Origin of the sequence: Catenulispora rubra, from assembly GCF_015356825.1 — a bacterium.
Taxonomy (GTDB): Bacteria; Actinomycetota; Actinomycetes; order Streptomycetales; family Catenulisporaceae; genus Catenulispora; species Catenulispora rubra.
This window is the reverse complement of record NZ_JAACYW010000064.1, coordinates 21,794-45,680: the sequence shown is the minus strand read 5'-3', so window position 1 is coordinate 45,680 and position 23,887 is coordinate 21,794. Positions and strand designations below refer to the sequence as shown.

20 protein-coding genes and 1 tRNA gene are annotated in these 23,887 nt (G+C 70.2%); 16 read left to right on the top strand and 5 right to left on the bottom strand.

Translation table 11 applies throughout. From position 1 onward, the window contains the following. Positions 1-1,096 (top strand): hypothetical protein (locus tag GWK61_RS19850; protein WP_228562597.1); only part of this gene is annotated, 1,096 nt, incomplete at its 5' end. 72 nt (positions 1,097-1,168) lie between these two features. Here GWK61_RS19850 and GWK61_RS19845 read toward each other — a convergent pair. The 3 genes from GWK61_RS19845 to GWK61_RS19835 form a co-directional block, all read right to left on the bottom strand. After that, positions 1,169-3,310 carry an alkaline phosphatase family protein gene (locus tag GWK61_RS19845; protein WP_194910180.1) on the bottom strand — a complete coding sequence of 714 codons (2,142 nt, stop codon included), beginning with the start codon at positions 3,308-3,310 and terminating at the stop codon, positions 1,169-1,171. Between the two features lie 139 nt (positions 3,311-3,449). After that, positions 3,450-4,733, bottom strand: a complete 1,284-nt coding sequence (locus GWK61_RS19840; protein ID WP_194910177.1) for a hypothetical protein — start codon at positions 4,731-4,733, stop codon at positions 3,450-3,452. 158 nt (positions 4,734-4,891) lie between these two features. After that, positions 4,892-5,050: a DUF5679 domain-containing protein gene (locus tag GWK61_RS19835; RefSeq protein WP_015796484.1), complete on the bottom strand. Its 159-nt coding sequence runs from the start codon at positions 5,048-5,050 to the stop codon at positions 4,892-4,894. 105 nt (positions 5,051-5,155) lie between these two features. On the opposite strand from GWK61_RS19835, the gene GWK61_RS19830 reads away from it, so the two are divergent. Next, the gene (locus GWK61_RS19830) at positions 5,156-5,959 is read left to right on the top strand and encodes an enoyl-CoA hydratase/isomerase family protein (protein ID WP_194910175.1); all 804 of its coding nucleotides are present in this window, start codon (positions 5,156-5,158) and stop codon (positions 5,957-5,959) included. Between the two features lie 217 nt (positions 5,960-6,176). Next, entirely contained in the window at positions 6,177-6,719 is a 543-nt protein-coding gene (locus tag GWK61_RS19825; RefSeq protein WP_194910172.1) for a M48 metallopeptidase family protein, read from the top strand. Positions 6,720-6,759: 40 nt separating this feature from the next. On the opposite strand, the gene GWK61_RS19820 is transcribed toward GWK61_RS19825, so the two are convergent. Then, complete coding sequence (locus tag GWK61_RS19820) at positions 6,760-8,349, bottom strand: zinc-dependent metalloprotease (RefSeq protein ID WP_194910170.1); 1,590 nt, start codon at positions 8,347-8,349, stop codon at positions 6,760-6,762. 97 nt (positions 8,350-8,446) lie between these two features. Here GWK61_RS19820 and GWK61_RS19815 point away from each other — a divergent pair, with 97 nt between their 5' ends. From GWK61_RS19815 to GWK61_RS19800, 4 genes are all read left to right on the top strand, one after another. After that, complete coding sequence (locus GWK61_RS19815; RefSeq protein ID WP_194910169.1) at positions 8,447-9,553, top strand: NAD-dependent epimerase/dehydratase family protein; 1,107 nt, start codon at positions 8,447-8,449, stop codon at positions 9,551-9,553. Positions 9,554-9,585: 32 nt separating this feature from the next. Beyond that, a complete protein-coding gene (locus tag GWK61_RS19810; protein ID WP_369125595.1) occupies positions 9,586-10,041 on the top strand; it encodes a molybdenum cofactor biosynthesis protein MoaE in 456 nt (151 codons plus the stop codon). Between the two features lie 40 nt (positions 10,042-10,081). Beyond that, positions 10,082-10,270, top strand: coding sequence for a hypothetical protein (locus tag GWK61_RS19805; RefSeq protein WP_194910167.1), 189 nt, complete (start codon positions 10,082-10,084; stop codon positions 10,268-10,270). A 69-nt stretch (positions 10,271-10,339) separates the two neighbouring features. After that, positions 10,340-11,410 (top strand): YlbL family protein, encoded by a 1,071-nt coding sequence (locus GWK61_RS19800; protein ID WP_194910165.1) that lies wholly within the window; start codon positions 10,340-10,342, stop codon positions 11,408-11,410. Positions 11,411-11,433: 23 nt separating this feature from the next. On the opposite strand, the gene GWK61_RS19795 is transcribed toward GWK61_RS19800, so the two are convergent. Next, positions 11,434-11,982, bottom strand: a complete 549-nt coding sequence (locus tag GWK61_RS19795; RefSeq protein WP_194910162.1) for a PPA1309 family protein — start codon at positions 11,980-11,982, stop codon at positions 11,434-11,436. A gap of 225 nt (positions 11,983-12,207) precedes the next feature. On the opposite strand from GWK61_RS19795, the gene GWK61_RS19790 reads away from it, so the two are divergent. The 9 genes from GWK61_RS19790 (at position 12,208) to GWK61_RS19750 (ending at position 23,874) form a co-directional block, all read left to right on the top strand. Continuing rightward, positions 12,208-15,186: a UPF0182 family membrane protein gene (locus tag GWK61_RS19790; protein ID WP_323747649.1), complete on the top strand. Its 2,979-nt coding sequence runs from the start codon at positions 12,208-12,210 to the stop codon at positions 15,184-15,186. 85 nt (positions 15,187-15,271) lie between these two features. After that, positions 15,272-15,345 (top strand) — tRNA-Met (locus tag GWK61_RS19785). Positions 15,346-15,549: 204 nt separating this feature from the next. Then, entirely contained in the window at positions 15,550-16,137 is a 588-nt protein-coding gene (locus tag GWK61_RS19780; RefSeq protein WP_194910160.1) for a PadR family transcriptional regulator, read from the top strand. Beyond that, positions 16,134-16,820: an ABC transporter ATP-binding protein gene (locus GWK61_RS19775; RefSeq protein ID WP_194910158.1), complete on the top strand. Its 687-nt coding sequence runs from the start codon at positions 16,134-16,136 to the stop codon at positions 16,818-16,820. The genes GWK61_RS19780 and GWK61_RS19775 overlap by 4 nt, the downstream gene beginning before the upstream one ends. A gap of 11 nt (positions 16,821-16,831) precedes the next feature. Beyond that, positions 16,832-19,222, top strand: a complete 2,391-nt coding sequence (locus GWK61_RS19770; protein ID WP_194910156.1) for an ABC transporter permease — start codon at positions 16,832-16,834, stop codon at positions 19,220-19,222. Positions 19,223-19,308: 86 nt separating this feature from the next. Next, the gene (locus tag GWK61_RS19765) at positions 19,309-20,136 is read left to right on the top strand and encodes a sensor domain-containing protein (protein WP_228562596.1); all 828 of its coding nucleotides are present in this window, start codon (positions 19,309-19,311) and stop codon (positions 20,134-20,136) included. Between the two features lie 482 nt (positions 20,137-20,618). Beyond that, entirely contained in the window at positions 20,619-21,962 is a 1,344-nt protein-coding gene (locus tag GWK61_RS19760; RefSeq protein WP_194910152.1) for an ABC transporter substrate-binding protein, read from the top strand. After that, positions 21,959-22,963, top strand: a complete 1,005-nt coding sequence (locus GWK61_RS19755) for a carbohydrate ABC transporter permease (RefSeq protein WP_194910147.1) — start codon at positions 21,959-21,961, stop codon at positions 22,961-22,963. Before GWK61_RS19760 ends, GWK61_RS19755 begins: the two co-directional genes overlap by 4 nt. Further along, a complete protein-coding gene (locus GWK61_RS19750; protein WP_194910144.1) occupies positions 22,960-23,874 on the top strand; it encodes a carbohydrate ABC transporter permease in 915 nt (304 codons plus the stop codon). Before GWK61_RS19755 ends, GWK61_RS19750 begins: the two co-directional genes overlap by 4 nt. The last annotated feature ends 13 nt before the right edge of the window (positions 23,875-23,887 follow it).

The window sequence follows — 23,887 nt, the reverse complement described above, 5'->3', positions numbered from 1 at the left end:
CCACCGAGGGGCAGCCGTGACGATCCTCCCCATGCTCCTGGCCGCCACCGGCATCGGCATCGGCCACGCGATCCTCCCCGACCACTGGATGCCCCTGGCCCTCCTGGCACGCACCCGGAACTACCCACCCCGCCGCACAGCCCGCCTGGCCCTGGCCGCGGCGGTGACGCACGTGGTGGTGTCGGTGTTGCTCGGCACGGCCCTGGCCGCGGTGGGTCTGCGCTTTCGCGAGACGGTGGCGCAGCACGCCGGCATGGCGGTCGGCGGGGTGCTGATGGCGACGGGGGTGGTGCTGGCGGTGATGGAGGTCATGGGGCGCGGGCATCAGCATGCACACTTGGGGCACGAGCACGAGCACGCCTGCGACGACGACCATGTCGACCCGCCTGCCACTGCGCTACTCCAACTGCCAGCCCAAGCCGCTCGCCGATCCGGCCGCAGCACGGCAGTGCTCGAACGACCGATCGCCACTCTTGAACCCGAATCGCACCACAGCTCGGCACCACTACTCGGCCCGGCAGCACGGTCCGCGGCCCATGCGCCCCGCCGCGACCTGCCGTTATCACCCGGCCCGGCAGTGCCCGAGACCGATTCGCCGTACCGCAGCCTGCCACCACAGCCCGGCCCGGCAGCCCATCCCGCATCCCGCCGCAGCCTGCTGCCACTTCCTGGCAGGGCAACGCGTTCTGAGACCGATTCGCCCCGCCGCAGCCCGCTGCCGCTGCTCGGCCGGGCAGCCCATCCCGCATCCTGCCGCAGCCTGCTGCCACTTCCTGGCAGGGCATCGCGTTCTGAGCCCGATTCTCCCCGCCGCCGCAACCTGCTGACTCTCCTGGCCCCCTTCGGCGCCGCCGCCAGCCCCGACCTCACCATCCTCCCGCTCTTCCTCACCGCCGGCGCGCTCGGCGTCGGCCCCGCGCTCGGCGTCCTCGCCGCCTTCTCCCTGGCGACCGTCGCCGTCATGGTCGGCCTCACCCTCGCCGCCGCCAGCGGTGCCCGCCGCCTGACCGCGCCCTGGATCGAGGAGCGCGCCACCCTCCTCACCGCCGCCACGCTCCTGGTCATCGGCGTCCTCGTCGTCGGCGGCGCTCTCTAGGCCGTCAAAAGGGCCCCGCTCCACCCGGAGCGGGGCCCTCGCACTTCCTCAGCCGCGGACTCAGCCGCGGACTCAGCCGGCCAGCGTGTGAGCCTGCGCCAGCAGGCACTCCGCCTGCGCCGTCAGCACCCAGGCCTCGGCGTCGCCGACGTGCCCGTGGTGGAACGCCGCGCGGTCCAGCGCGGTCGCGATCCGCTGCGCCAGCGCGTCGCGCTGCGTGCCCAGCTTCGTCAGCGCCGCCTCGGTGTCCTTGAACTTCGCGTCGTTCGGCGTGGTCGACTCGATGCCGGCGGTCGCCGCCTTCAGCGTGTCCGAGCCGAAGGCCCCGACGCTCGCGTCCAGCTGCTTGTACGCCGCCTCCAGGTCGCTGACCTGGTCGCCGTGCAGGCCGCTCGGCAGCGCGTTGCTGCGGATGAACTGCACCAGCGGGATTCCGTCGTGCACGTAGTCGTCCCGCAGCCCGAGCGCCGTCAGCATCGTCGGGCGCAGGTCGGTGTGGTCGGACCAGACCGCCTTCGTCACGCCCAGCTTCCTGAACGTCGGCCCGACGAACCCGACCCACGTGGTGTTGATGTCCGGCGAGAAGTCGCCGTGGTTCCACGCGTAGCCGGCCTCCTGCTGCACGCACGGCGAGTTGCAGTTCGGCGCCCCGGAGTACACGTAGTAGTTCGGGTCCGCGAACTCGGTGAGCGTCGGCGTGCGCAGCGGGTCGGAGGTGACCATGTGCAGCAGCTTCATCTCGGTCTGGTCGGCGAAGTAGTTCGCCATCGTGTCGGTCTTGCCGGTCATCGGGTTGACGGCGGTCAGCCCCGCGAGGTCGTGCTCGAAGGACCGGACCTGCGGCGCGTTCGCCGCCGGGTTCCCGTTGACCCAGAAGTTCGGCGCCGAGTCGGAGTGGATGCCGTAGGCCGTGGTGTCGCCGGTCTGCGTCGCCAGCAGGCCCTTGACGTTCGCGTTCAGCTCGCCGGTCTGGGTGTAGGTGCACGGCACCGTCACGCCGTCGCAGTTCGCCGGGCTGGCCTTGCCGCCGACGAAGTGGTCGTTCTCGTCGGAGGTGACCACGAACATGGTGTTCTTGGCGTTGATCCCGTCCTTGCCCAGCCGCTGGAAGAACTGGTTGAAGGCGGTGTCGTAGGTCTTCAGCTGGGCCACGTAACCGGCCTCGCCCGGACCGAACGCGTTCCCGCCGGTGTGGCTGTCGTGCGCGTCGGAGATGTAGGCGTACGTGACCGGCACCCCGGCCTCCTGCATCTGCGCGACGTAGCCCAGCGAGTTCGCCGCCGACATGCCGTCGAAGCCGGGGAACCCGGGACGGCCCAGGCTGTCGGCGATCGTGGTGCCGCCGGAGACGTCCTTGACCGGGCCCTTCGGGGCGATCACCGGGTCGGTGTACTTCGCCCCGAACAGGCCGTCGTAGCCGGTGTAGCCGCCGGGCTCGTCGGGCAGCACGTCCGGTTTGGCGTTCTTGCCGGCCGCGGCGCACAGCTTGGAGTCCTTCGCGCAGTGCACGCCGATGCCCACGAAGTCGGTCTGCGCCAGGTTCTTGTTGGTCTTGTCGGCGGCCTCCGCGGCTTCCGGGGAGTTGGCCCCGAACACCTTCGGCACGTCCGGCCCGGTGTTCTCCAGCACGGTGTTCGCCGTGGCGACCGCGCCGAAGTCGCAGCCGGCGCGGGTGTAGGCCACCCACGGCGCCGGGGCGATCTTGCCGTTCTGGTCGACCATCGTCGGCGTGGTGTCCGTCGGGGTGCTGGTGTTGAAGTCGTCCACACCGTCGGTCCAGTACGCGAACGTCCCAGCGGCCTGCGACACCCCGGCCGGGTTGTAGTACCGGTAGGAGTTCGCGATCGGCTGCCCGTGCTTGTCCCCGTAGACGCCGGTCAGCGACGTGAGGATGTCGTTGCCGGTGTGCGCGATCAACGGGGTGTGGTGGTTGTCGTCCAGGGTGCCCTGCGACTCCAGGAAGTTCAGCAGGTGCGGCATCTGCTCCAGGTCGCTGGGGACGTTCGGGTTGTCCCGCGTGAAGTGCACGTTGTCGAACTGCAGGTAGATCACATGCTTCACCGCCGAGCCCCCGGCGCCGAGCCGGCAGTCGCCGGCCCCGCCCCCGCCGCTGGTGTGTGCCTGGGCCGTGCCGGTCATCGCCGCCGTGCTGCCGGCGGTGGCCGCGATCACGGCCAGCGCGGCCGCGGCCGCGTAGCTGCGCCTTCTGCGCATCTGTGTTTCCCCTCCGTCGTGAAGTGCCTGAGTCGGACCACGAACATGTCGGAGAGTAATGACAGGGTTCAGATACGGACAGGTGTCCGCTTACTGCGGCCAGATGAATTCCCTGGCAACTGTGCACGAGTGGACGACGTCACCTGTGCACCAGCGGCGTTGGGGCGGCCGCCGCGGCCTCGGTTCCGGTGACCAGGCACCCGCAGTCCGGATGCGGCGGCCGGTCGTAGCGGGTCTGCGCGCCGAACGGCGGCACCACCTCCAGCGCGGCGTTCACCGTCGGCGGCGGGTCGCCCTCGACGAAGGCCAGGACGTGCAGCGTGGCCTGGACCGCCACCAGCGTGGCCAGCATGACGTCGCAGGCACGGTCCTCCACAGCCGGCACCGCGTCCACGCCGCCGAACGGCACCATCGCCCGCGGCCATCCGGGGTCACGCGCCGTGCGGTACAGGTCGCGGCAGCGCAGGCACGAGCTGCGCCCCGGCTGCACGAACGGCCCGAGCACGCCGGTGGTCTCGTGCACCTCGACCGACAGGTGCGGGACGCCGTCGGACTGGAGCGAGGAGGCCAGCGCGGGGTAGCCGTCGGCGATCGGCGCCAGGATCGCGACGTCGGGATGCTGGCGGTTGGTCGGCAGCGTGGTGCGGGTCGAGGGGGCCGTGGCGCGGATCAGGGCCCGGACGAGGTCCTGGCGACGTGGTGGGGGAGCGGCGAGGCCGGATTCGGCGGCGAGCTCAGGGCCGGTGTCAGCCTCTGCTGCGGCAGCCGTGTTGCCGGCCGTCTTGTCAGCCGTCTCGTCAGCTGTTTTGTCAGTCGTCTTGTCGGCCGCCTGCGTCGTACGTCCCCGCCGCGGTCCCGGAACCTCCCGCTCGTCCCGGTGACTCAGTCCTCGCGGATTGCCGAACCCGGCCGGCGCCGCGTCCGCGGGTCGCGCCCGCCCGCCGTCGATCGGCACCACGCACCCGACTCCGGCCGCGGCCAGCATGTGTGCGACCGACGCGCCGACGCGTCCGCACCCGTACACGGCGATCACCGCCGTGCGCCGCCGCGTCATCGCCCGCACCGCGCCGCCCGGAACCAGGTAGCCCAGTGCCAGCGCCGCCATGTCGGGGGCCAGCCGGTCGGTCTCGGCGACGTCCAGCGCGCGCAGCGCGGGACCCGGATCGTAGCCGGCGTCGTCCAGGAATCCGGCCCGGGCCAGGACGTCGAGCAGCGTCGTGGCCTGCGCCCCGGGCAGCCCGAGCTCCTCGGCCAGGGTCAGCAGGCCGGCGATGTCCCGGCGGCCGTCCAGCGCGCCCACGAACGCGGTCGCGGCCGGGCCCAGCCCGTTCAGCAGCAACGACCGCCCCGGTGTCACCCCCACCTGCAACGCACCGCCGGGCCGCCACAGTCTGCGCAGCCCCGCCTTCAGCACCGGACGCACGCCCCGACCTCCCACCGTGCCAGTCCAAGCATTCGCCTCGCCGTACTCACCCGCTGCCTTCCAGCCTGCGGTACCCGCCCCGCTCCCCGCACCTGTCAGCTCTCTAATTCACCCGTACGGCGGCCGGTGGACCGGCCGCCGCCTGCGTGCGCCGAACCTCAGGCCTTGCCCAGGATCCGGTTGAGCTTGGTCCCGCAGGTCGGGCAGATTCCCTGCGCCATCCGCCGGCCCGAGTCGCTGACCTTCACCTCGCCGGTGAAGTTCTTCTTCTCCTTGCACTTCACGCAGTAGGCGTCCCCGGTGTACGACTCCGCCATGGTTTGTCACTACCTTCCGTATCTGAGGCCATACGTACCTTTCACCCCGAACGCGGAACACCATACGGCAGCGCGGGGCCCAAACCGCACCGCTACGCTGACGCCATGCCTGAGTCGCGCGAATATCCCCTCCTGGCCGTTAACCGCACGTCGGATGGTGTGCTGACCGTGACGTTGGACGACCCGGACCGGCGCAACGCGATGACCGCGCCGATGACGGAGTCGTGGAAGCGGCTTATGCAGGAAATCGCGCAGGACGAGGAAGTGCGCTGCGTGGTCGTCACCGGCGCCGGCTCCGCCTTCTGTGCCGGCGGCGATCTCGGGTGGATCGGCGCGGAGCCGGGCGCGCCTGTGGAAAAACTCCGCGACAAGATGCTGCCGTTCTACCGGATCTGGCTGAGCCTGCGGGACCTGCCGGTGCCGACCATCGCGGCGGTGAACGGGCCCGCGGTGGGCGCCGGCGCGTGCCTGGCCCTGGCCTGCGACCTGCGGTACGCGGTGGACACCGCGAAGTTCGCGGTGCCGTTCACCAAGCTCGGCATGCACCCCGGGATGGCCGCGACGTGGCTGCTGCCGGAGGTCGTGGGGATGGCTAACGCGCGGGAACTGCTTTACACCAACCGTGCAGTGAGCGGCGCTGAAGCGGTCGCGCTCGGCGTTTACAACAGGGTGTTCCCCGCCGGGGACTTCCCTGGGGAGATCGAGCGGATCGCCGCCGACGTGGCCGCCGGCGCCCCGGTCGCGGTGAAGCTCACCAAGCAGGCGCTGATCGGCGCCGGTCACGAGTCCTTCGAGGCCGCGCTGCGCTGGGAGGCCCTGGCGCAGCCGATCACGATGGCCACCGAGGACCTTCAGGAAGGTCTGGCGGCGCAGCGTGAGCGGCGGGCACCGCGCTTCACCGGCCGCTGATCACGCCCACCCGTCTCCCACCACCACCCGTTAAGGGGGCGCTTCGCGCCGCAAGCTTGATTTTGTGAGGAAACCCACAGGATCGAGCTCCCTGTGGATAACTCTGTGGATAACCTGTGCATGGCATGTGGACAATCAGATTTCCGCCGTTCCCGACGCCCCGTGATGTCATTTCGGTAACGCCATGAGGGGGTGCCACGCGCTAGGGTCCCTTGCCGTGGGACTCGACGAAGCCCCCCACCAGGGCGCCCAGATCGAGGTGCGGCGCAGCAACCGGCGGCGGCGCACCGTCTCTGCGTACCGGGACGGCGACAAGACAGTGGTGCTGATCCCCGCGCAGATGACGCGCGCGGAGGAGAAGCAGTGGGTCGACAAGATGGTCGCCCGCCTCGCCGGCCAGGAGCGCAAGCGCCGGCCGGACGACGAGGAGCTGTCCCGCCGCGCCCGTGACCTGTCGGTTCGCTACTTCGACGGCCGCGCCGTGCCCTCCAGCGTGCGCTGGGTCGCGAACCAGCAGACCCGGTGGGGCTCGTGCACGCCTGTGGACGGCACCATCCGGATCTCCGACCGGGTTCGCGGCATGCCGGAGTACGTGCTGGACTACGTCCTGCTGCACGAGCTCGCGCACCTGCTGGTGCCCAGCCACGGGCCGCGGTTCTGGGAGCTGGTGAGCGTGTATCCGAAGACGGAGCGCGCTCGCGGGTTTCTGGAGGGGTTCGCGAGCGCGGGCGGCGGGGCCGCTGGGGACGACGCGGACTGAGCTGGACTGAGGGGCAGGCGGCAGCCCGCCCCTCGCCGCACTACTCCTTCGGCTTGTCCTTGTCGGTGCTTCCGTCCTCGTCTTCGTTCTTGTCTTCGTTCTTCGGCTTCTCGGCCTCGTCGCCGGAAGCCGCGGCCGTGCCGCCTCCCAGCAGCTCGTCCAGTCCGGAGAAGTCGAACTCCAGCCCGTCCTCGGAGTCCCGGCCGTGCACGAAGCCGTCCGGGTCGTCCAGGTCGGCCGAGGTCGGCAGCAGGTCCGGGTGCGACCACACCGCGTCGCGTCCGTCCAGACCGCGGGCGTCGGTCAGCGAGGCCCACAGGCGGGACGCGTCGCGAAGGCGCCGCGGGCGCAGCTCCAGGCCGACCAGGGCGGAGAACGTCTGCTCCGCCGGGCCGCCGGCCGCGCGGCGGCGGCGCAGGGTCTCGCGCAGGGCGTCCGCCGCCGACAGCTGCGGGGCCGCGGCGGCGTGCACCACCGCGTCCACCCAGCCCTCGGCCAGGGCGAGCAGGGTCTCCAGGCGGGCCAGGGCCGCCTTCTGGGCCGGGGAGTCGACCGGGGTGAACAGGCCGCCGCCGCCCAGCATGTTCTCCAGCTGGGAGGGGTCCAGGTTGGACAGGTCCATCTGTTCGGCCTGCTGGGCCAGCTCGCTGAACTTGGAGGCGTCGACGGTGATGCCGCGCGCGTACTCCTCGACCGCGCCGAGCAGGCGGGGCTTGAGCCACGGCACGTGCGAGAACAGGCGCTGGTAGGCGGCCTCGCGCAGCGCCAGGTAGAGGCGGACCTGCTCGATGTCGATCTCCAGGCCCTCGGCGAAGGCGTCCACGTTCGCCGGGAGCAGGACCGCCTTGCCCTCCGGGCCCAGCGGCAGGCCGATGTCGCTGCCGGACACCACCTCGCCGGCCAGGGAGGCCAGGGCCTGGCCGACCTGGGAGCCGAACATCGCGGTGCCCATCTGCTTGAGCATGCCGCCGAGCGGGTTCGCGCCGCTGGGCTGGCCGGCCTCGGGGCCGGTGCCGGAGCCCGGCGCCGTGCCGCCGCCGAACAGGTTGCCCAGCATGTCGCCCATCCCCGGCGGCAGGCCCGCCGCCTCCGGGTTCTCCGGCATGCCCAGCTCGCCGACCGCGCCGCCGACGGCCTCGCCCATCGCCGCGGTGATCCGCTCGGCGACCGGCTCGACCAGCTGCTTCCAGACCGGGAGGGTCTCCTCGATCCACTGCGCGCGGGACCACACGCGGGTGCCCGCGGTGCCGGCCGGGAGCGAGGTGACCTGGTCCAGCCAGTGCTCGGCGAGCTGGACGGCGCCGTCGTAGGTGCGCTGCTCGCCGTCGGTGGGCGAGGGGTCCGGGCCGGCCGAGGCCACGGCGTTGCGCGCCATGGTCTTGGCCAGGTCCCAGTTCACGGCGCCGTCACCGCCGCCGGTCATCAGGGCCTGGATCTGGCTGAACACCATCTGCAGCATCTGCGGGTCCGGCATGCCCGGGATGTTCGAGCCCGGGGACTGCGCCCCGGTTCCGCCGAACATCTGCTGGAACATGGCCCCCAACGGATCAACGGGGCCGTCCGGGCGCTTACCCTGGTTCTGCGACTCGTCGTCGTCCGAGGGGTTGTGGTCTTCGGGGTTCTTGTTCACGGCGGGCGACCTCACGGACGACGGGGGAGAAGGATCGGTTTAACAGCGCGGAGACTGACTTCCTCTATACATCTAACGTAACCACAGGAGAGCCTCAGTGAGTTCCTCGCCGGACCGCAAGCGCCCCGGCCGCACCAGCAAGCCCACCATCGCCGTCACCGGCGCGGCCGCCCGGCTGGGCGAGGCGCTGACCGGCAAGCTCGCTTTCGGCGGCGAGGTACGCCGCGTGGTGGGGCTGGACGCCGAGCGCGGGGCCGCCCCGGCGACCTGGCGCCTGGGCGAGGTCACCGACCCCCACCTGGCCGAACGTCTGTCCGGGGTGGACACGCTGGTGCACCTGGCGGTGGACTCCGACCTGAACTCCGAGCCGCGCGAGCGGACCGCGCGCAACGTCCGCGCCGCGCAGACCGCGATCACCGCCGCGGCCGCCGCCGGCGTCCACCATGTGGTCCTGCTGTCCACGGCGATGGTCTACGGCGCGCTGCCGGACAACCCGCTCCCGCTGGAGGACGACGCCCCGCTGCGCGCCATCCCGGACGGCACCCTGGTCGGCGACCTGCTGGAGATCGAGCGGCTGGCGGCGATCGCCCCGCGCGCGCACCCCGGCCTCACCGTCACCGTGCTGCGCCCGGCGGCCATAGTCGGTCCGGGCGTGGACACCTATCTGACGCGGCACTTCGAGGCGCCGCGCCTGCTGGTGGTGCGCGGGACGAAGCCGGTCTGGCAGTTCTGCCACATCGACGACCTGCTCTCGGCCCTGGAGTACGCGGCGTTGGGGAAGGTGAACGGGGTCGTCCCCGTGGCCTCCGACGGCTGGCTCACACAGGAGGAGATCGAGGAGATCTCCGGCATGCGCCGGATGGAGCTCCCCGAAGGCCTCGCGGTCGGCGCCGCCGAGCGGCTGCACCGGCTGCACCTCACCCCGGCTCCCGCGAGCGACCTGCAGTACGTGATGCATCCTTGGGCAGTCTCGAACAAGAAGCTCCGTGAAGCCGGGTGGGAACCTGTCTTTACCAACGAGGAAGCGTTCGGCCAGCTTCTCGAGGACATCGACGGCCACCACGCCGCGCTGGCCCGGCGCCTGGGCAAGAAGGACGCCGCGGCCGGTCTCGGCGCGGCCGGCGCCACCGTCGCGCTGGTCGGCACGGCGGCGCTGGTGCGGCGGGCACGGCGCAAGCGCCGTGGGGGAGGATCAGTGACGTGATCGACAACGTGATCGACGAGAAGGAAACGGCCGTGGAGGCGGAGCGCAGCGTCACCCACGCCGCCATCCACACCGCCATCCACACCGACGTCCGCGAGGAGCCGCTGTCCGTCGACGAGGTCGTCGCCGCGGTCTCGCACCAGACCGCCGGCGGCATCGCGCTGTTCCTCGGAGTCGTCCGCGACCACGACCACGGCCGGACCGTCACCTCTCTGGACTACAGCGCGCATCCTTCCGCCGCGGAACTGCTCAGGAAAGTCGCAGAAGACGTCGCCGCCGCACACCCGGACGTGGTCGCGCTCTCCGCGATCCACCGAGTGGGCGCACTGGCCGTCGGCGACCTCGCGGTCGTGGTCGGGGCCTCCGCGCCGCACCGGGCCGAGGCCTTCGCGGCCTGCCGCGCCTTCATCGACACGCTCAAGGAGCAGGTGCCGATCTGGAAGCGCGAGGGGTTCGCCGACGGCGACCATGAGTGGGTCGGCTGCTAGGTTCACTGCGGGTGACGGATCCGTGCGTTACAGTCACGGTGTGCTGTCGATCCTGGCTTGGTGGGCGATCCCGGTCGGCGCCGTGGTCCTGGCGGCGGCTGTGTCCGCCCTTGCCCGTCGCGTGCGACGGCCCAGTGACGACGACACGATTCACGCCTACCGGCGTTTCCGCGAGGCCATCTCCAACGAGGACCCGATCGCGGTGGCCGAGGCCGCGCCTCCCGTGTAGGCCGTGACCCCTAGGCCGTGACCCCGGTCTCAGCGCCGCTTGCAGACTGCAACAGATAGCATCTGTGGAATGCAGCGCCGTGCCCTCACCCTGAGTCTTGCCGGAACGACGGTCGCCCTGCTCACGGCGTCGGCATTCCTGATCCCGACGCCCTACGCGGAGATGTCGCCGGGCCCGACGTACGACACGCTGGGCAGCTACTCCACGGATACCGGGCAGCCGGCCAAGCCGGTCATCGACATCAGCGGCACCCAGACCTTCCCGCACAGCAGCGGCGGGCAGCTGCGCATGGTAACCGTCGAGGTGTCCCGCGCGGACTACAAGCCGAACAGCGTCGAGGTCCTGTCCGGCTGGCTGTCCAGCGACAAGATCGTCGTCCCGCGCACGGTCATCTACCCCGCGGGGCAGACCGCGCAGGAGGCGACCCAGCAGAACACCGCGATGTTCGATGACTCCGAGGACCAGGCGATCACCGCGGCGCTGGCCGCCAAGGGGATCAAGCCGGTGAAGACCGAGGTGGTCGTGGACTCGGTGACGCCCGGCAGCCCGGCCGACGGCAAGCTGCAGCCGCAGGACGTGATCGACGCCGTGGACGGCACCGCGCTGGTGAACCCCGACGACGTCCACACCCTGATCCAGAAGCACAAGCCGGGCGACACGGTGGTGTTCACCGTGACCCGCGCCGGCAAGCAGCAGCAGGTCTCAGTCGTCACGACGCAGTCGCACGACAGCGGGCCCTCCCGAGCGCTGGTGGGCTTCCTGCCGGGCACCCAGAACGTCTTCCCGTTCAGCGTGAAGATCCAGCTGGACAACGTCGGCGGACCCAGCGCCGGCATGATGTTCGCGCTCGGGATCATCGACGAGCTCTCGCAGCAGGACCTGACCGGCGGCCTGAAGATCGCCGGCACCGGCACCATCGACGCCACCGGCAAGGTCGGCCCGATCGGCGGCGTGCAGATGAAGACGCTGGCCGCCAAGCGGGACGGCGCGACCGTGTTCCTGACCCCGGCCGACAACTGCGCGGACGCCGCCAAGAACGCCCCGAGCGGGCTGCGCCTGGTGAAGGTGAACACGCTGCAGGACGCGCTGACCGCGCTGAACACGCTGCGGGCCGGCGGGACGCCTCAGGGATGCAGCTGAGGTAGGCCGGCCGCCCTACTCGTTCACTCCTCGAACGTCCCCAGCAGCGCCGTCGCGAGGTTCGGCACCAGGTCCGGACCGGACAGCACCTCCATGTCCGAGTCCTTCGACCGCAGCCGGATCGCGGCCTGCCGCGTCCCGTCGCGCAGCACGGCGACCGCCATCCGCACGTCCTGGCGCTCCGGGTGCTTCGCCACCCAGCGCTCCAGCGCCGCGCCCTCCAGGTCCTGCGGGATCTGGGCCTCGGCGCTCGGCGGCAGCATCTGCGACTCGATGACCAGCGCGCAGCCCTCGACCGTCTTCGGCCAGACCATCTTGGCCAGCATCTCGTCCAGGGGCTGGTCCAGGGCCAGGCCGTCCTGTTCGATCGAGGTCAGGGTGGGGATGCCGCCGGACTCCGCCGCCTCGTCGGTGAGTCCGAGGGCCGCGGCCATGCGGGGCTGGGTGATCAGCAGTTCGGCCGTCGGCACCAGGGCGAACATGCGCGGGCGCTGGTTCCAGCCGTCGGCGGCGACGTGCTGCTCGATCTCGACCACGGACTGCATCAGGGCCACGCTGGCGACAGAACTCATGGCGCCATTCTCCCTCGCCTCGTCGATACCGCCGACCGGGCGTCGGCGAGGCTTGGGTGAGGCGCTGGCGAGGCACCGGCGAGGCGTCGGCGAGGCACCGGCGACGCGCCCGCCGAGTGCCGCGCAGAGCGCGCTCGCGACATCCGGGCTGCTCCGGGCTTTCCATCCGAAGAACACACATGCGGCGGCCGTCGTCCCGCCCCGCCCTCGGCGTACGCTGAGGCCGTGGCGTTCGAGAACTTCGGCGGGGAAGACAGGGACGCCGGGGGCGACGGGAGCGGGCACCCGGCTGGATCATCCGGGAGGTTCGGCTCCGCGGGCGGGCGTCGGGTGGCTTTCGGGGTTCCGCCGCGCCGGACCAGGGTGCTGGCCATCACCATCGTGATCATGGCCGTGCTGGTCGCCCTCTTCCTGATCTTCGACGGCGTCTACACCTCCTACCTGTGGTACCACTCGGTCGGCGCGGGCCCGGTCTACCGGACCCGGACGATCACCCAGATCGTGCTGTTCCTGGTCTTCGGCGCGCTGATGGCGGCCGCCGTCGGCGCCAACGTCTGGCTCGCCTACCGCTTCCGGCCGCCGCTGACCGGGGTCTCGATGGAGCAGCAGGCGCTGGACCGCTACCGCATGGGCCTGGCGCCGTTCCTGGCGTGGATCCTGGCCGGGGTGTCAGTCCTGTTCGGCATCGCCTCCGGCGCGTCGTCCGCCGGGTCGTGGCGCACCTACATGTTGTGGGCCAACGCCGTCCCGTTCGGCACCGAGGACCCGCAGTTCCACAAGGACGTCGGCTTCTACGTCTTCACGCTGCCCTGGCTGCGCCACATCCAGGGCTTCCTGGTCGCCGCCGTGCTCCTCAGCCTGCTGGTCGCGCTCCTCACGCACTACCTCTTCGCCGGCGTCGCCCTGACGCCGCCCACCGGCACCCGCACCGCGGGCCGGTTCCTGGGCTCCCGGGCGACCCGCGCCGCGCAGGTCCACATCTCGGTCCTGCTCGGTTGCCTGGTCCTGGTGAAGGCATACGCCTACTGGCTCGACCGGTACTCGCTGTCCGTCGCCACCTCCACCATCACCGGCGGCTGGGCCGGTCCGACCTACAAGGACGTGCACGCGGTCATCCCGGCCAAGGAGATCCTGCTGGTGATCGCGGTGCTGTGCGCGCTGCTGTTCTTCGGCAACGCCGTGCGCCTGCTGGTCCGGGCCCAGCTGCCGGACATCGACCGGGGCGGCCACGCGTGGGCCCTGCCGGCGCTCGGGGTCTCGCTGATGGTGCTGGCCGCCGTGGTGATAGGCGGGGTCTACCCGCTGGCGGTGCAGCAGCTCCAGGTGAACCCGAGCCAGGGGTCGAAGGAGGCGCCGTACATCCAGCGGAACATCGACGCCACGCGGGCCGCCTACGGGCTCGACGGCATCCAGACGATCCCGTACACGGCGACGACAGGTGTCGCGAAGAACCAGTTGTCCGGAGACGGCAAGACCGTCGCGCAGATCCCGGTCGTGGATCCCTCGGCGATCTCGGAGGCCTTCGACCAGCAACAGCAGGGCCAGGGCGGCTACAGCTTCGCGGACAGCCTGACCGTGGACCGCTACCAGGTCGGCGGCAAGACGCAGGACACCGTCATCGGCGTCCGCGGCCTCAAGCCCTCCGGCGTGCCGGCCTCCCAGCACACGTGGATCGACGACCACCTGAAGTACACCCACGGCTACGGCGTCGCGGCCGCCAAGAACAACGCCGTGCTGGCCGACGGCTCGCCGGACTACATCGAGCAGAGCGTCCCGGCGACCGGCGCCCTCGGCGGCTACGAGGAGCGCGTCTACTTCGGCCCGGGCCTGCCGGACTACTCGATCGTCGGCGGCCTGCCGAAGGCCGCGCCGGTCGAGTTCGACTATCCCGACAACGCCTCGCCGACGTCGCAGCAGAGCACCACGTACAGCGGCAAGGGCGGCGTCCAGGTCGGCTCGTTCATGAAGAAGCTGCTGTACGCGGTGAAGTTCCGGGAGCCGAAGATCCTGCTGTCCAACGCGGTGAACAAGGACTCGCGGATCATGTACGACCGCGATCCCGGGCAGCGCGTCCAGGCCGTGGCGCCGTGGCTGACCGTCGACGGGACCCCGTACCCGGTGGTCGAGGGCGGCCGCATCCTGTGGGTCGTGGACGGCTACACGAGCACGGCGGCGTATCCGTACTCGACGACGACGCAGCTCGGCAAAAAGGTCAACTACGTCCGCGACGCGGTGAAGGCCACGGTCGACGCCTACGACGGCACCGTGACGCTGTACGCCTGGGACGAGAGCGACCCGATCCTGAAGACCTGGATGAAGGCCTTCCCCGGCACCGTGAAGCCGCGCTCGGCGATCAGCCCCGACCTGCTGGCGCACCTGCGCTACCCGCAGGACTTGTTCACCGCCCAGCGCGACCTCCTCGGCCGCTACCACGTGCTCACGGCCTCGGAGTTCTTCGCCGGCACCGCGTTCTGGAACGTCCCGGCCGACCCGACGAAGGACGGCGCCGACGGCCCGCCCCCGCAGTCTCCGTCCTACCTGACGCTCCAGCTGCCGGGCCAAAGCGCGCCGACGTTCTCCCTCACCTCGACCCTGGCCTCGGCCGATCGCGGCACCCTGGCGGCGTTCATGGCGGTGGACTCCGATCCCGGCCCGGACTACGGCAAGATCAGAGTGCTGGAACTGTCGCCCGGCACCACGGCGCCGGGCCCCGGACAGCTCCAGAACACCTTCCGCGGCACCTACGCGAGCCAGCTAGGCGCCCCGAGGACGGTCGAGGGCAACCTGCTGACGCTCCCGGTCGGCGGCGGCCTGCTGTCCGTGGAGCCGGTCTACGCGCCACCCCTCGCCGGCCCGACGACCGCCCCGCTGCTGAAGGGCGTCCTGGTCGCCTTCGGCGGCAAGACGGCCTTCGAACCCACGCTGCAACAGGGCCTCGACGAGATCTTCGGCGGCAGCTCCGGCGCCACCACCGGCGAGAACCCCGCACCCCCGGGCTCCAAGGCCTCCCCGCTTCCCGGAGGCCCCACGGCCGACGCGCTGAAGAAGGCGCTCGCCGACGCCGTCGCGGCCCAGAACACGGCGGCCGCCGCCCTGGCGAAGTCGCCACCGGACTGGAAGACCTTCGGCGAGGCCGAACAGGCCGTCCAGAAGGCCCTCGCCCAAGCCCAGGCCATCGAGAACGGCCAGCCGCCGCCGAAATGACACGCGTGGGACACGGGGGCGGGATGGTGCGGCGCTTGTTCGATTTGCTCTGACGGCCCCCCGCGGGTTACCTTTGATTCACCGACGCGGGGTGGAGCAGCTCGGTAGCTCGCTGGGCTCATAACCCAGAGGTCGCAGGTTCAAATCCTGTCCCCGCTACTAGGGAAGGGCCCGGTTCTTCGGAACCGGGCCCTTCGCTTTTCCCGGGTGTTTTCGCCGGTGCCCTGTGGACGACTTCGCCGCAGCCGGCCCGTCGCGGTCGCCTCTGGCCGCCTCGTCGACGGAAATCCATCTGACCTGCCGAATCCCTCCCTCGCGACAGACTATTCACTCGGGTTATACCTCCGGTGTATAGTCCTTCCCGTGAGCGTCCCCCTGACTCTGCTGGGCCTGCTGGCCCGAGGCCAGCCGACCCACGGCTACGACCTCAAGCGCGACTACGACAGCCACTTCGCCAACGGCAAGCCGCTGCCCTACGGCCAGGTCTACTCGACCCTCGGCCGGCTGGCGCGGGACGGGAAGGTCGTCGGCGGCGAGGCCGAGCCGGGGGACGGGCCGGACCGCAAGCGCTACGCGATCACCGATCTGGGGCGCGGCGAGGTCATGGACTGGCTGTCGCAGACCGTGGAGCCGGAGCCGCACCTGCAGACGGTCCTGTTCTCCAAGGTCGTGCTGGCGCTCATGCTCGGCGAGGACGCCGAGGGCTACCTCGACGCCCAGCGGGCCGCCCACCTCAAGCGCATGCGCGAGCTCACCGAGCTCAAGCGGACCGGCCCGACGGTCGACGCGCTGCTGGCCGACTACGGACTGTTCCACCTCGAAGCCGATCTGCGCTGGATCGAGCTGACCTCGGCCAGGCTCACCGCCCTGGCCCGCGTCGTGACCGACGACCAGAAGGACGACCAGAAGCACGACCAGAAGCACGACAAGCAACAGGGGGAAACGCAATGAGCGAGTACATCCTCGAGGCGCGGGACGTGCACCGCGCCTTCGGTCAGACGCAGGCGTTGCGCGGGGCGAGTGTCGCCGTGCAGCGCGGCGAGCTGCTGGCGATCATGGGGCCGTCCGGCTCCGGGAAGTCGACGCTGCTGCACTGCCTGGCCGGCATCTACACGCCGAACCAGGGCGAGGTGTGGTTCGACGGCGCACGGGTCGACACGCTGAACGAGACCAAGCGCACCGAGCTGCGGCGCGACGCCTTCGGGTTCGTGTTCCAGTTCGGCCAGCTGGTGCCCGAGCTGACCGCGCTGGACAACATCGCGCTGCCGCTGCTGCTGGCCAAGAAGCCGCGCCGGCAGGCGTACGCGCAGGCCGCGCCGTGGCTGGAGCGTCTCGGCCTGCAGGAGCACGGCGACCACCGCAGCGGCGAGCTGTCCGGCGGCCAGGCGCAGCGCGTCGCGCTGGCCCGCGCGCTGGTGCACAAGCCGCGCGTGCTGTTCGCCGACGAGCCCACCGGCGCGCTGGACACCCTGACCGGCGAGACCGTGATGAACCTGCTGGTCACCACGGTCCGCGAGGAGGGGACGACGGTCGTGCTGGTCACCCACGACGCCCGGGTGGCCGCCTACGCCGACCGCGAGATCGTGGTGCGCGACGGCCGCGCGCTCACCACCCCGAGCTCGGCGGTGGCCTGACCATGATCCGCATGGGGATGCGCCTGACGCTGCGCGGCGGCCGCGAGGCCGTGGTCCGCCTGGTCGTGACGTCGCTCGCGGTGGCCGTCGGGGTCGCCGTCATGCTCGGCGTCTTCAGCCTGTTCAACGCCTACCAGAGCACCACGACCCGGCAGTGCTGGGAGTGCTCGCCGACCGGACTGGCGACCTCGAACAGCACCCCCGGGCCGCACCGTGGTGCCGGGCCGAACGGCGCGACGAACGCCGACACGAACGCCGACGGCACGATCAACGTGGCGGCCGCCAAGCAGGCCGGCGCCAAGGAACTGTGGAACTTCTCCCAGGACTTCTACCAGGGCACGGAGCTGCGTCGCCTGGACGTCGCGGCGCTCACGGCCGACGCTCCGACCCTGCCCGGCATGACCGCGGTGCCCGCCGCCGGCGAGTACTACGTCTCCCCGGCCCTGTCGCACCTGCTCGCGACCGTCCCGTCCGCAGAGCTCGGCGACCGCTTCCCCGGCCACCAGGTCGGCATCATCCCGCAGACCGCGCTCTACAGCCCGCAGGAACTGGCCATCGTCATCGGCCACACCCCGGCCGACCTCGCGAACCGCCGGGCCACCGAGTCGATCACCGCCATGTCGACGGCCAAGGAGGTGAAGGGCACCACCACGATCTACCGGTTCGCCTTCGCCTTCGGCACCGTCGCGCTGCTGCTCCCGATCATCATCATGGTCGGCACCGCGACCCGGCTGTCGGCCGCCCGCCGCGAGGAGCGCTACGCCGCGATGCGCCTGGTCGGGGCGACGCCGAGGCAGGTGGCGACAGTCGCCTCGGTCGAGTCCTTCGTCGGCGCGGCACTGGGCTCGGTCCTCGGAACGCTCGTCTATCTCGCGGTGAGCGCGCAGGTCGCGAAGGTCAACGTCACCGGCACGCTGTTCTTCCCCTCCGACGTGTCCCCGCGACTGCTGGGGTATCTCGGGACCCTGATCCTGGTCCCGGTGGTCGCCGCCTTCGCCGCCGTGCGTTCGCTGCGCCGCGTGCAGTACGACCCGCTGGCGGTCACCCGCAAGGCCACGCCGAAGCCGCCGACCGTCAAGCGCCTGATCCCGCTGGTGCTCGGCGTGGCGCTGTTCGTGGTCGCCGTCAACATGCCGGCCACGTCCAACACCGACGGCGTGGTCTACCCCTCGCTGATCCTCACGATGTGGGGCGTCGTCTTCGCCGGGCCATGGGTCACCATGTGGGCCTCCCGCCTGCTGGCCCGCGTCGGCGGCGGCGCGGCCACCACCCTCGCCGCCCGGCGCCTGGCCGACGACCCGAAGGCGACGTTCCGCACGGTCGCCGGCGTGACCGTGGCGGTCTTCGTCGGAACGGCCGTGGCCGGGGTGCTCCCGACCGCCGTCGCGGCCGAGACCTCCGGCCAGCGCGCACCGCTCACCGACGTGCTGCGTCTGCGCTACGACATGAGCGGACTGGGACAGCAGGACGGTCTCAGCCCCGCACAGGCCGTGACCACCCTGAGCGACCTGCGCGCCATGCCGGGCGTGTCGGCCATCCCGATCTACCTCGGCGCCGACACGTCGGGCTGGACCCCGGACAGCGGCACTCCGCCGCCGCTCGGCTGGCAGCCGCCGATGCAGTACGTGAGCTGCGCGGACGTGAAGGTGCTTCCATCGTTGGGCAGCTGCGCTCCGGGCCAGACCGTCTCGGTGATCGCCGGCGACGAGCTGTTCATCGACAACCCGCTGATGCTGCACCTGCCGGTGCTGGGCTTCAGCGAGGTCGATCGCGTGTCCGGCAACGGTACGGCCGCGTCGGCCCCGTCCGGCCTGGACCTGACCAAGCTGAACGTCACGACCCTGATGGTCGCCGCGGCCAGCCCCGCGACGCTGGAAGGCGCACGCACCTACCTGGACGTCCACGCCCCGGTCCTGATCGGCATGGGCAGCCCGGACCAGTGGTCCACCAATGCCGCGGGTCCCATGACCTTCGGCGAGGTCGCCTCGGTCCGCGGGGAGCAGTACCGCGCGGCGCAGCAGATGATCCTGTTCGTGGTCGGCCTGACCCTGTTCGTCGCCGGCTGCGGCATCGCCGTGGCCACCGCCGGCAGCCTGGTCGAGCGCAAACGGCCGTTCACCCTGCTCCGCCTGTCCGGCGCCCCGCTGGCGGTGCTGCGCCGGGTGGTGTTCCTGGAGTCGGCGCTGCCCCTGGTCGCGGTCTCGGTCCTGGCGGGCCTGGCCGCGTACGCCATGGCGCTGATCGCCGTGCGCACCATGGCGAAGGGCGTCTCGATGTCGTTCCCGCTGGCGACGTATTCGATCACCGTGTCCGTCGTGGTCGTCGCCGCCCTCGGCGTGATCCTGGGCTCGATGACGCTGCTGAGCCGGATGACGCGCTCGGAGTACGCGCGGTTCGAATAGCGGGGCCGCACAAACGGGGGGAGGCGGCCGGGACCGGACACTTCGTGTCTGCCCGGCCGTCTCTGCGTGCTGCTATGTTGACCGCCATGCCGTCCGGGACCAAAGGCGTTTCCATAGCCGTGCTCACCGCAATCGTGCTGGCCACGGCGGCTTGCGGGGGGTCGGCGAAGAAGACCGCCGCGCCGCCTGCGACCTCCGGTACCGGGTCGGCCACAGCGGCTGCATCGGCCACGTCGACCACCTCGACTACGTCGGCTACCTCGGCCGCGTCCTCCAGCGGCGCCCCGACCGGTGCCCCCGGCGGCAGCCTGACCACGGCCCAGATCAGCAAGCTCCTGCTGACCGACAAGGACGACGCCGGCTACACCTTCAACGCCTCCCAGGACGGCACCGCGGTCACGACCGCCCAGGACGCCGTGACGACCGGAGGCGCGGCCTGCCAGGCCTTCGTGGACGCCGAAGAAGCCCTGTCCACGAAGTACGGCACCACCGCCGAGGTCGACCGCCAGCTCACCAAGCCGAACGTGGCCATCGGGATCGAGTCCTCGGTGATCGCCTTCCCCTCCGCCGACAAGGCCGCGGCGATGATCAGCGACCTGGCCGCGGCCCTCAAGACGTGCAAGAACCTGGCCATCACCCAGTCGAGCACCGTCTCGGTCGTCATGACCCCCAGCGCCATCCCGGAACTGACCAAGGACGGCCAGGCCGGCTACATCGACTACATGAGTGCCGGCGGCAAAACCGAACTGATGGCGGCCGACCTGGTCCACGTCGGTACGGCGGTCTCCGTGGTCGCCTTCATCGGCCCGATGAGCAACGATCCGGCCCTGTTGCAGCAGATGGGCGGCAAGCAGCTCTCGCATCTGTCCGACGTCCAGGTCGGGCGGCTGAAGACCGCGCAGGGCCTGAGCTGACACCGGCTGATCTGACACCGGCTGATCTGACCCCTGCTGAGCTGACCCCGGCTGAATTGACGCTGAATTGACACTGTCGACGACCCGGAACTTGCTGTTCGATGTCAACAGAAATCAAAATTGTTAACAGCTTCCAACAGGCCGCGCCATACCCCGTGGCCAGGGGCGTCGAGTGACTTCGTGCGCCCGGCCCGGCTCGGCTGTGGACCTTCCCGAGCTGCGGTGGCGCACCTCCGGCGCGGTGCGGGGCGACCCAGGGGCCTGCGACCAGCCGCGACGCCCGAGAACCCAACAGTTCCGGACATGTTCGGCCATGAACATGCTCCAAAGACCCGCCTGGCTCCGGTTGCAACTGGGTAACGGATGGCTTCCGGAGTGTTACGGGATCTTGACAGTACCCGTTCAGCCGAGTGTGATGTGCGACACCTGTTCGTTCATGTTCGATCCTGGTGGCATTCTCACTCGGCAGGGAGACCTTCCACATGACTTCCCCTCGGATTCCCCAAAACTTCGAACGGCCCCTCGCACGGCGAGGCCTGCTCAAGGGGATGGGCGCGGCTGCGGCGTTCGCGACGGTGCCGGGCGCGCTGGCTGCCTGTTCCTCGAGTAAGAGCTCCGGCTCCTCGGGCGGCAACGCCGGCTCGGTCACCTCCCCGGTGACGTTCGGATCCAACTATTCCGACGCCAGCCCCAAGGCTGCGTTCGCGGCGCTGTGCGCGGCGGCCACCGCGGCCGGCGGCCCGAAGGTGACCATCAACACGGTCGACCACAACACGTTCCAGACGAACATCACCAGCTACCTGCAGGGCACCCCGGACGACCTGTTCACCTGGTTCGCCGGCTACCGCATGCAGTACTTCGCGGCGCAGGGACTGGCGCTGCCCCTGGACGACGTCTGGGCGAAGATCGGCGGCAACTTCAGCGCCTCGGTGAAGACGCTGTGCACGGGCCTGGACGGCCACCAGTACTTCGTGCCGATCTACAACTACCCGTGGGTGGTCTTCTACAACAAGAGCCACTTCGCCGCGAAGGGCTACACCGTCCCGACCACCTGGGACGACTTCATCGCGCTGTGCAAGAAGATGAAGGCCGACGGCATCGTCCCGCTCGCCTTCGCCGACAAGGACGGCTGGCCCGCGCTGGGGACCTTCGACATCCTCAACATGCGGATCAACGGGTACGAATACCACCAGAAGCTGATGAAGCACCAGGTGCCGTGGACCGACCCCGGGGTCACCGCGGTGTTCGACAAGTGGGCCGAGCTGATGCCGTACATGCAGACCGGCGCCAACGGCCGCATCTGGCAGGACGCGGCCAAGACGCTGGAGCAGAAGCAGGCCGGCATGATGTTCCAGGGCACCAACCAGGTCGCCGCGCAGTACGTCACCGACAACGCGAACCTGGACGACCTGGACTTCTTCCCGTACCCGGCGATCAACCCGACGTACGGCCAGGACTACATGGACGCCCCGACCGACGGCTTCATGATCAGCAAGAAGGCGAAGAACCCGGCCGGCGCCAAGGCGATCCTGGAGTACATAGGCACCGCCGCCGCCGAGTCGACGTTCCTGAAGACCGACCAGTGGGACGTGGGCGTCGCCACCGGGCTGCAGGCGCCGTCGTACGACGCCATCCAGAAGAAGTCGGTCACGGCGATCTCCGGCTGCAAGGCCGTGGCGCAGTTCATGGACCGCGACGCCGACCCGGCGATGGCCACCGCGATGATCTCGATCATCCAGAAGTTCATCGACGACCCGAGCGCCGGCAACATCACCAGTCTGCAGAGCAGTGCCGAGCAGCAGGCGAAGACGATCTACACGTCATGACCGATCACGAACTCGACCCGGTGACGGCCGGGGCGCCCCGTGCGCCCCGCCGTCGCCGGGTGGGGAGGCTCAGCGGCCGGGACAAGGCCGTGGTGGCCGTCCTGCTGGGCCTGCCCATCCTCATCGACCTCGCGTTCATCTGGGGCCCGGCGCTGGGCACGGTCGGTCTGTCGTTCACCAAATGGAACGGCGTGGGCGGTCTGTCCACGAAGACCTGCCAGCCGAACGTCCCCTCGATCCTGAACAACGGATGCCTGTACGGCATCCAGAACTACCACCAGGCCGCCACGATCTACCCCGAGTTCTGGCCGGCCGTGCGGCACAACCTGATCTGGCTGGCGGTGTTCGTGTTCTTCGCGACCCCGCTCGGCATGCTCTTCGCCGTCCTCATCGACCGCGGCATCAAGGGCAGCCGGATGTACCAGAGCATCCTGTTCCTGCCGGTGATGCTGTCGCTGGCGCTGGTCGGCATCATCTGGGAGTTCATGTACTCCCAGAACTACGGCCTCATCAACACCGTCATCGGGCACAACCACAACGGCAACGCCATCGACTGGCTCGGCAATCCGAAGCTGAACCTGTGGTCGGTGCTCGTCGAGGCCAGCTGGCGGCAGGCCGGGTACGTGATGGTGCTCTATCTGGCCGGCCTCAAGGCGGTGGACCCGCAGCTGCGCGAGGCAGCCGTCATGGACGGCACCAACGCCTGGCAGACCTTCTGGAAAGTGGTCTTCCCGGTGATGCGGCCCATCAACATCGTCGTCATGGTGGTGACCGTCATCGAGTCACTGCGTGCCTTCGACCTGGTCTACATCACCAACAAGGGCATCAACGGCCTGGAGTTGTTGTCGGTCCTGGTCACCTCCAACATCGTCGGGGAGACCCAGCGAGTCGGCTTCGGGTCGGCGCTCGGCGTGGTTCTGCTGGTCATCTCCCTCGTGCCGATCTGTACGTTCCTGTACTTGACGTTCCGCCGCGAGAGCCAACCCAAGGGCGCCCGATGACTGCACAGACCATTCACAGGACGACGCCGCGCGCCTCGGCCGGCGGCCGCCGGAAGTCGCCGCGCTGGGGACAGCTGGCCTCGCAGGCGTTCCTGATCAGCGCGTGCGTGTTGTGGCTGCTGCCGATCGGCTTCGCGCTCTACGTGGCGCTCCGCCCGTATTCGGAGACCCAGAAGTACGGCTACGTGTCGATGCCGCACCACCTGACGCTGAAGAACTTCAGCGACGCGTGGAGCCAGTCGGACATGCTGCACTACTTCTGGAACTCGGTGCTGATCACCGTGCCCTCGGTGATCATCGTCCTGGCGCTCGCCTCCGGTCTCGCGTTCGTCCTCACCCGGGTGAACGTCAAGATCAACGTGACCCTGCTGATCGTGTTCACGGCCGGGAACCTGCTGCCCCAGCAGGTCATCATCACCCCGCTGTACCGGCTCTTCCTGCAGATCCACCTGCCGACCTTCCTGGCCGGCAGCGGGCTGCTGTACAACTCGATCACCGGCCTGATCGTCATCAACGTCGCCTTCCAACTCGGCTTCTGCACCTTCGTGCTGAGCAACTACATGAAGTCGATCCCCGACGAGATGTACGAGGCCGCGCTGGTCGACGGAGCGGGGCTGTGGACCCGGTTCAGGAAGCTGACGGTCCCGCTGTGCCGCCCGGCGCTGGCGGCCCTCGCGACGCTGTTGACGACCTGGATCTACAACGACTTCTTCTGGGCCATCACCCTGATGTCGTCGGGCGACAAGCGGCCCGTCACCTCCGCGCTGGCCAACCTGCAGGGCCAGTTCGTGAGCAACCAGAACCTGATCGCCGCGGCCGCGATGATCGCGGCGATTCCGACCCTGGTCGTGTACGTGCTGTTGCAGAAGCAGTTCATCGCCGGGCTGGCCCTGGGGAGCAGCAAGGGCTGAGTCCGGCGGGAGA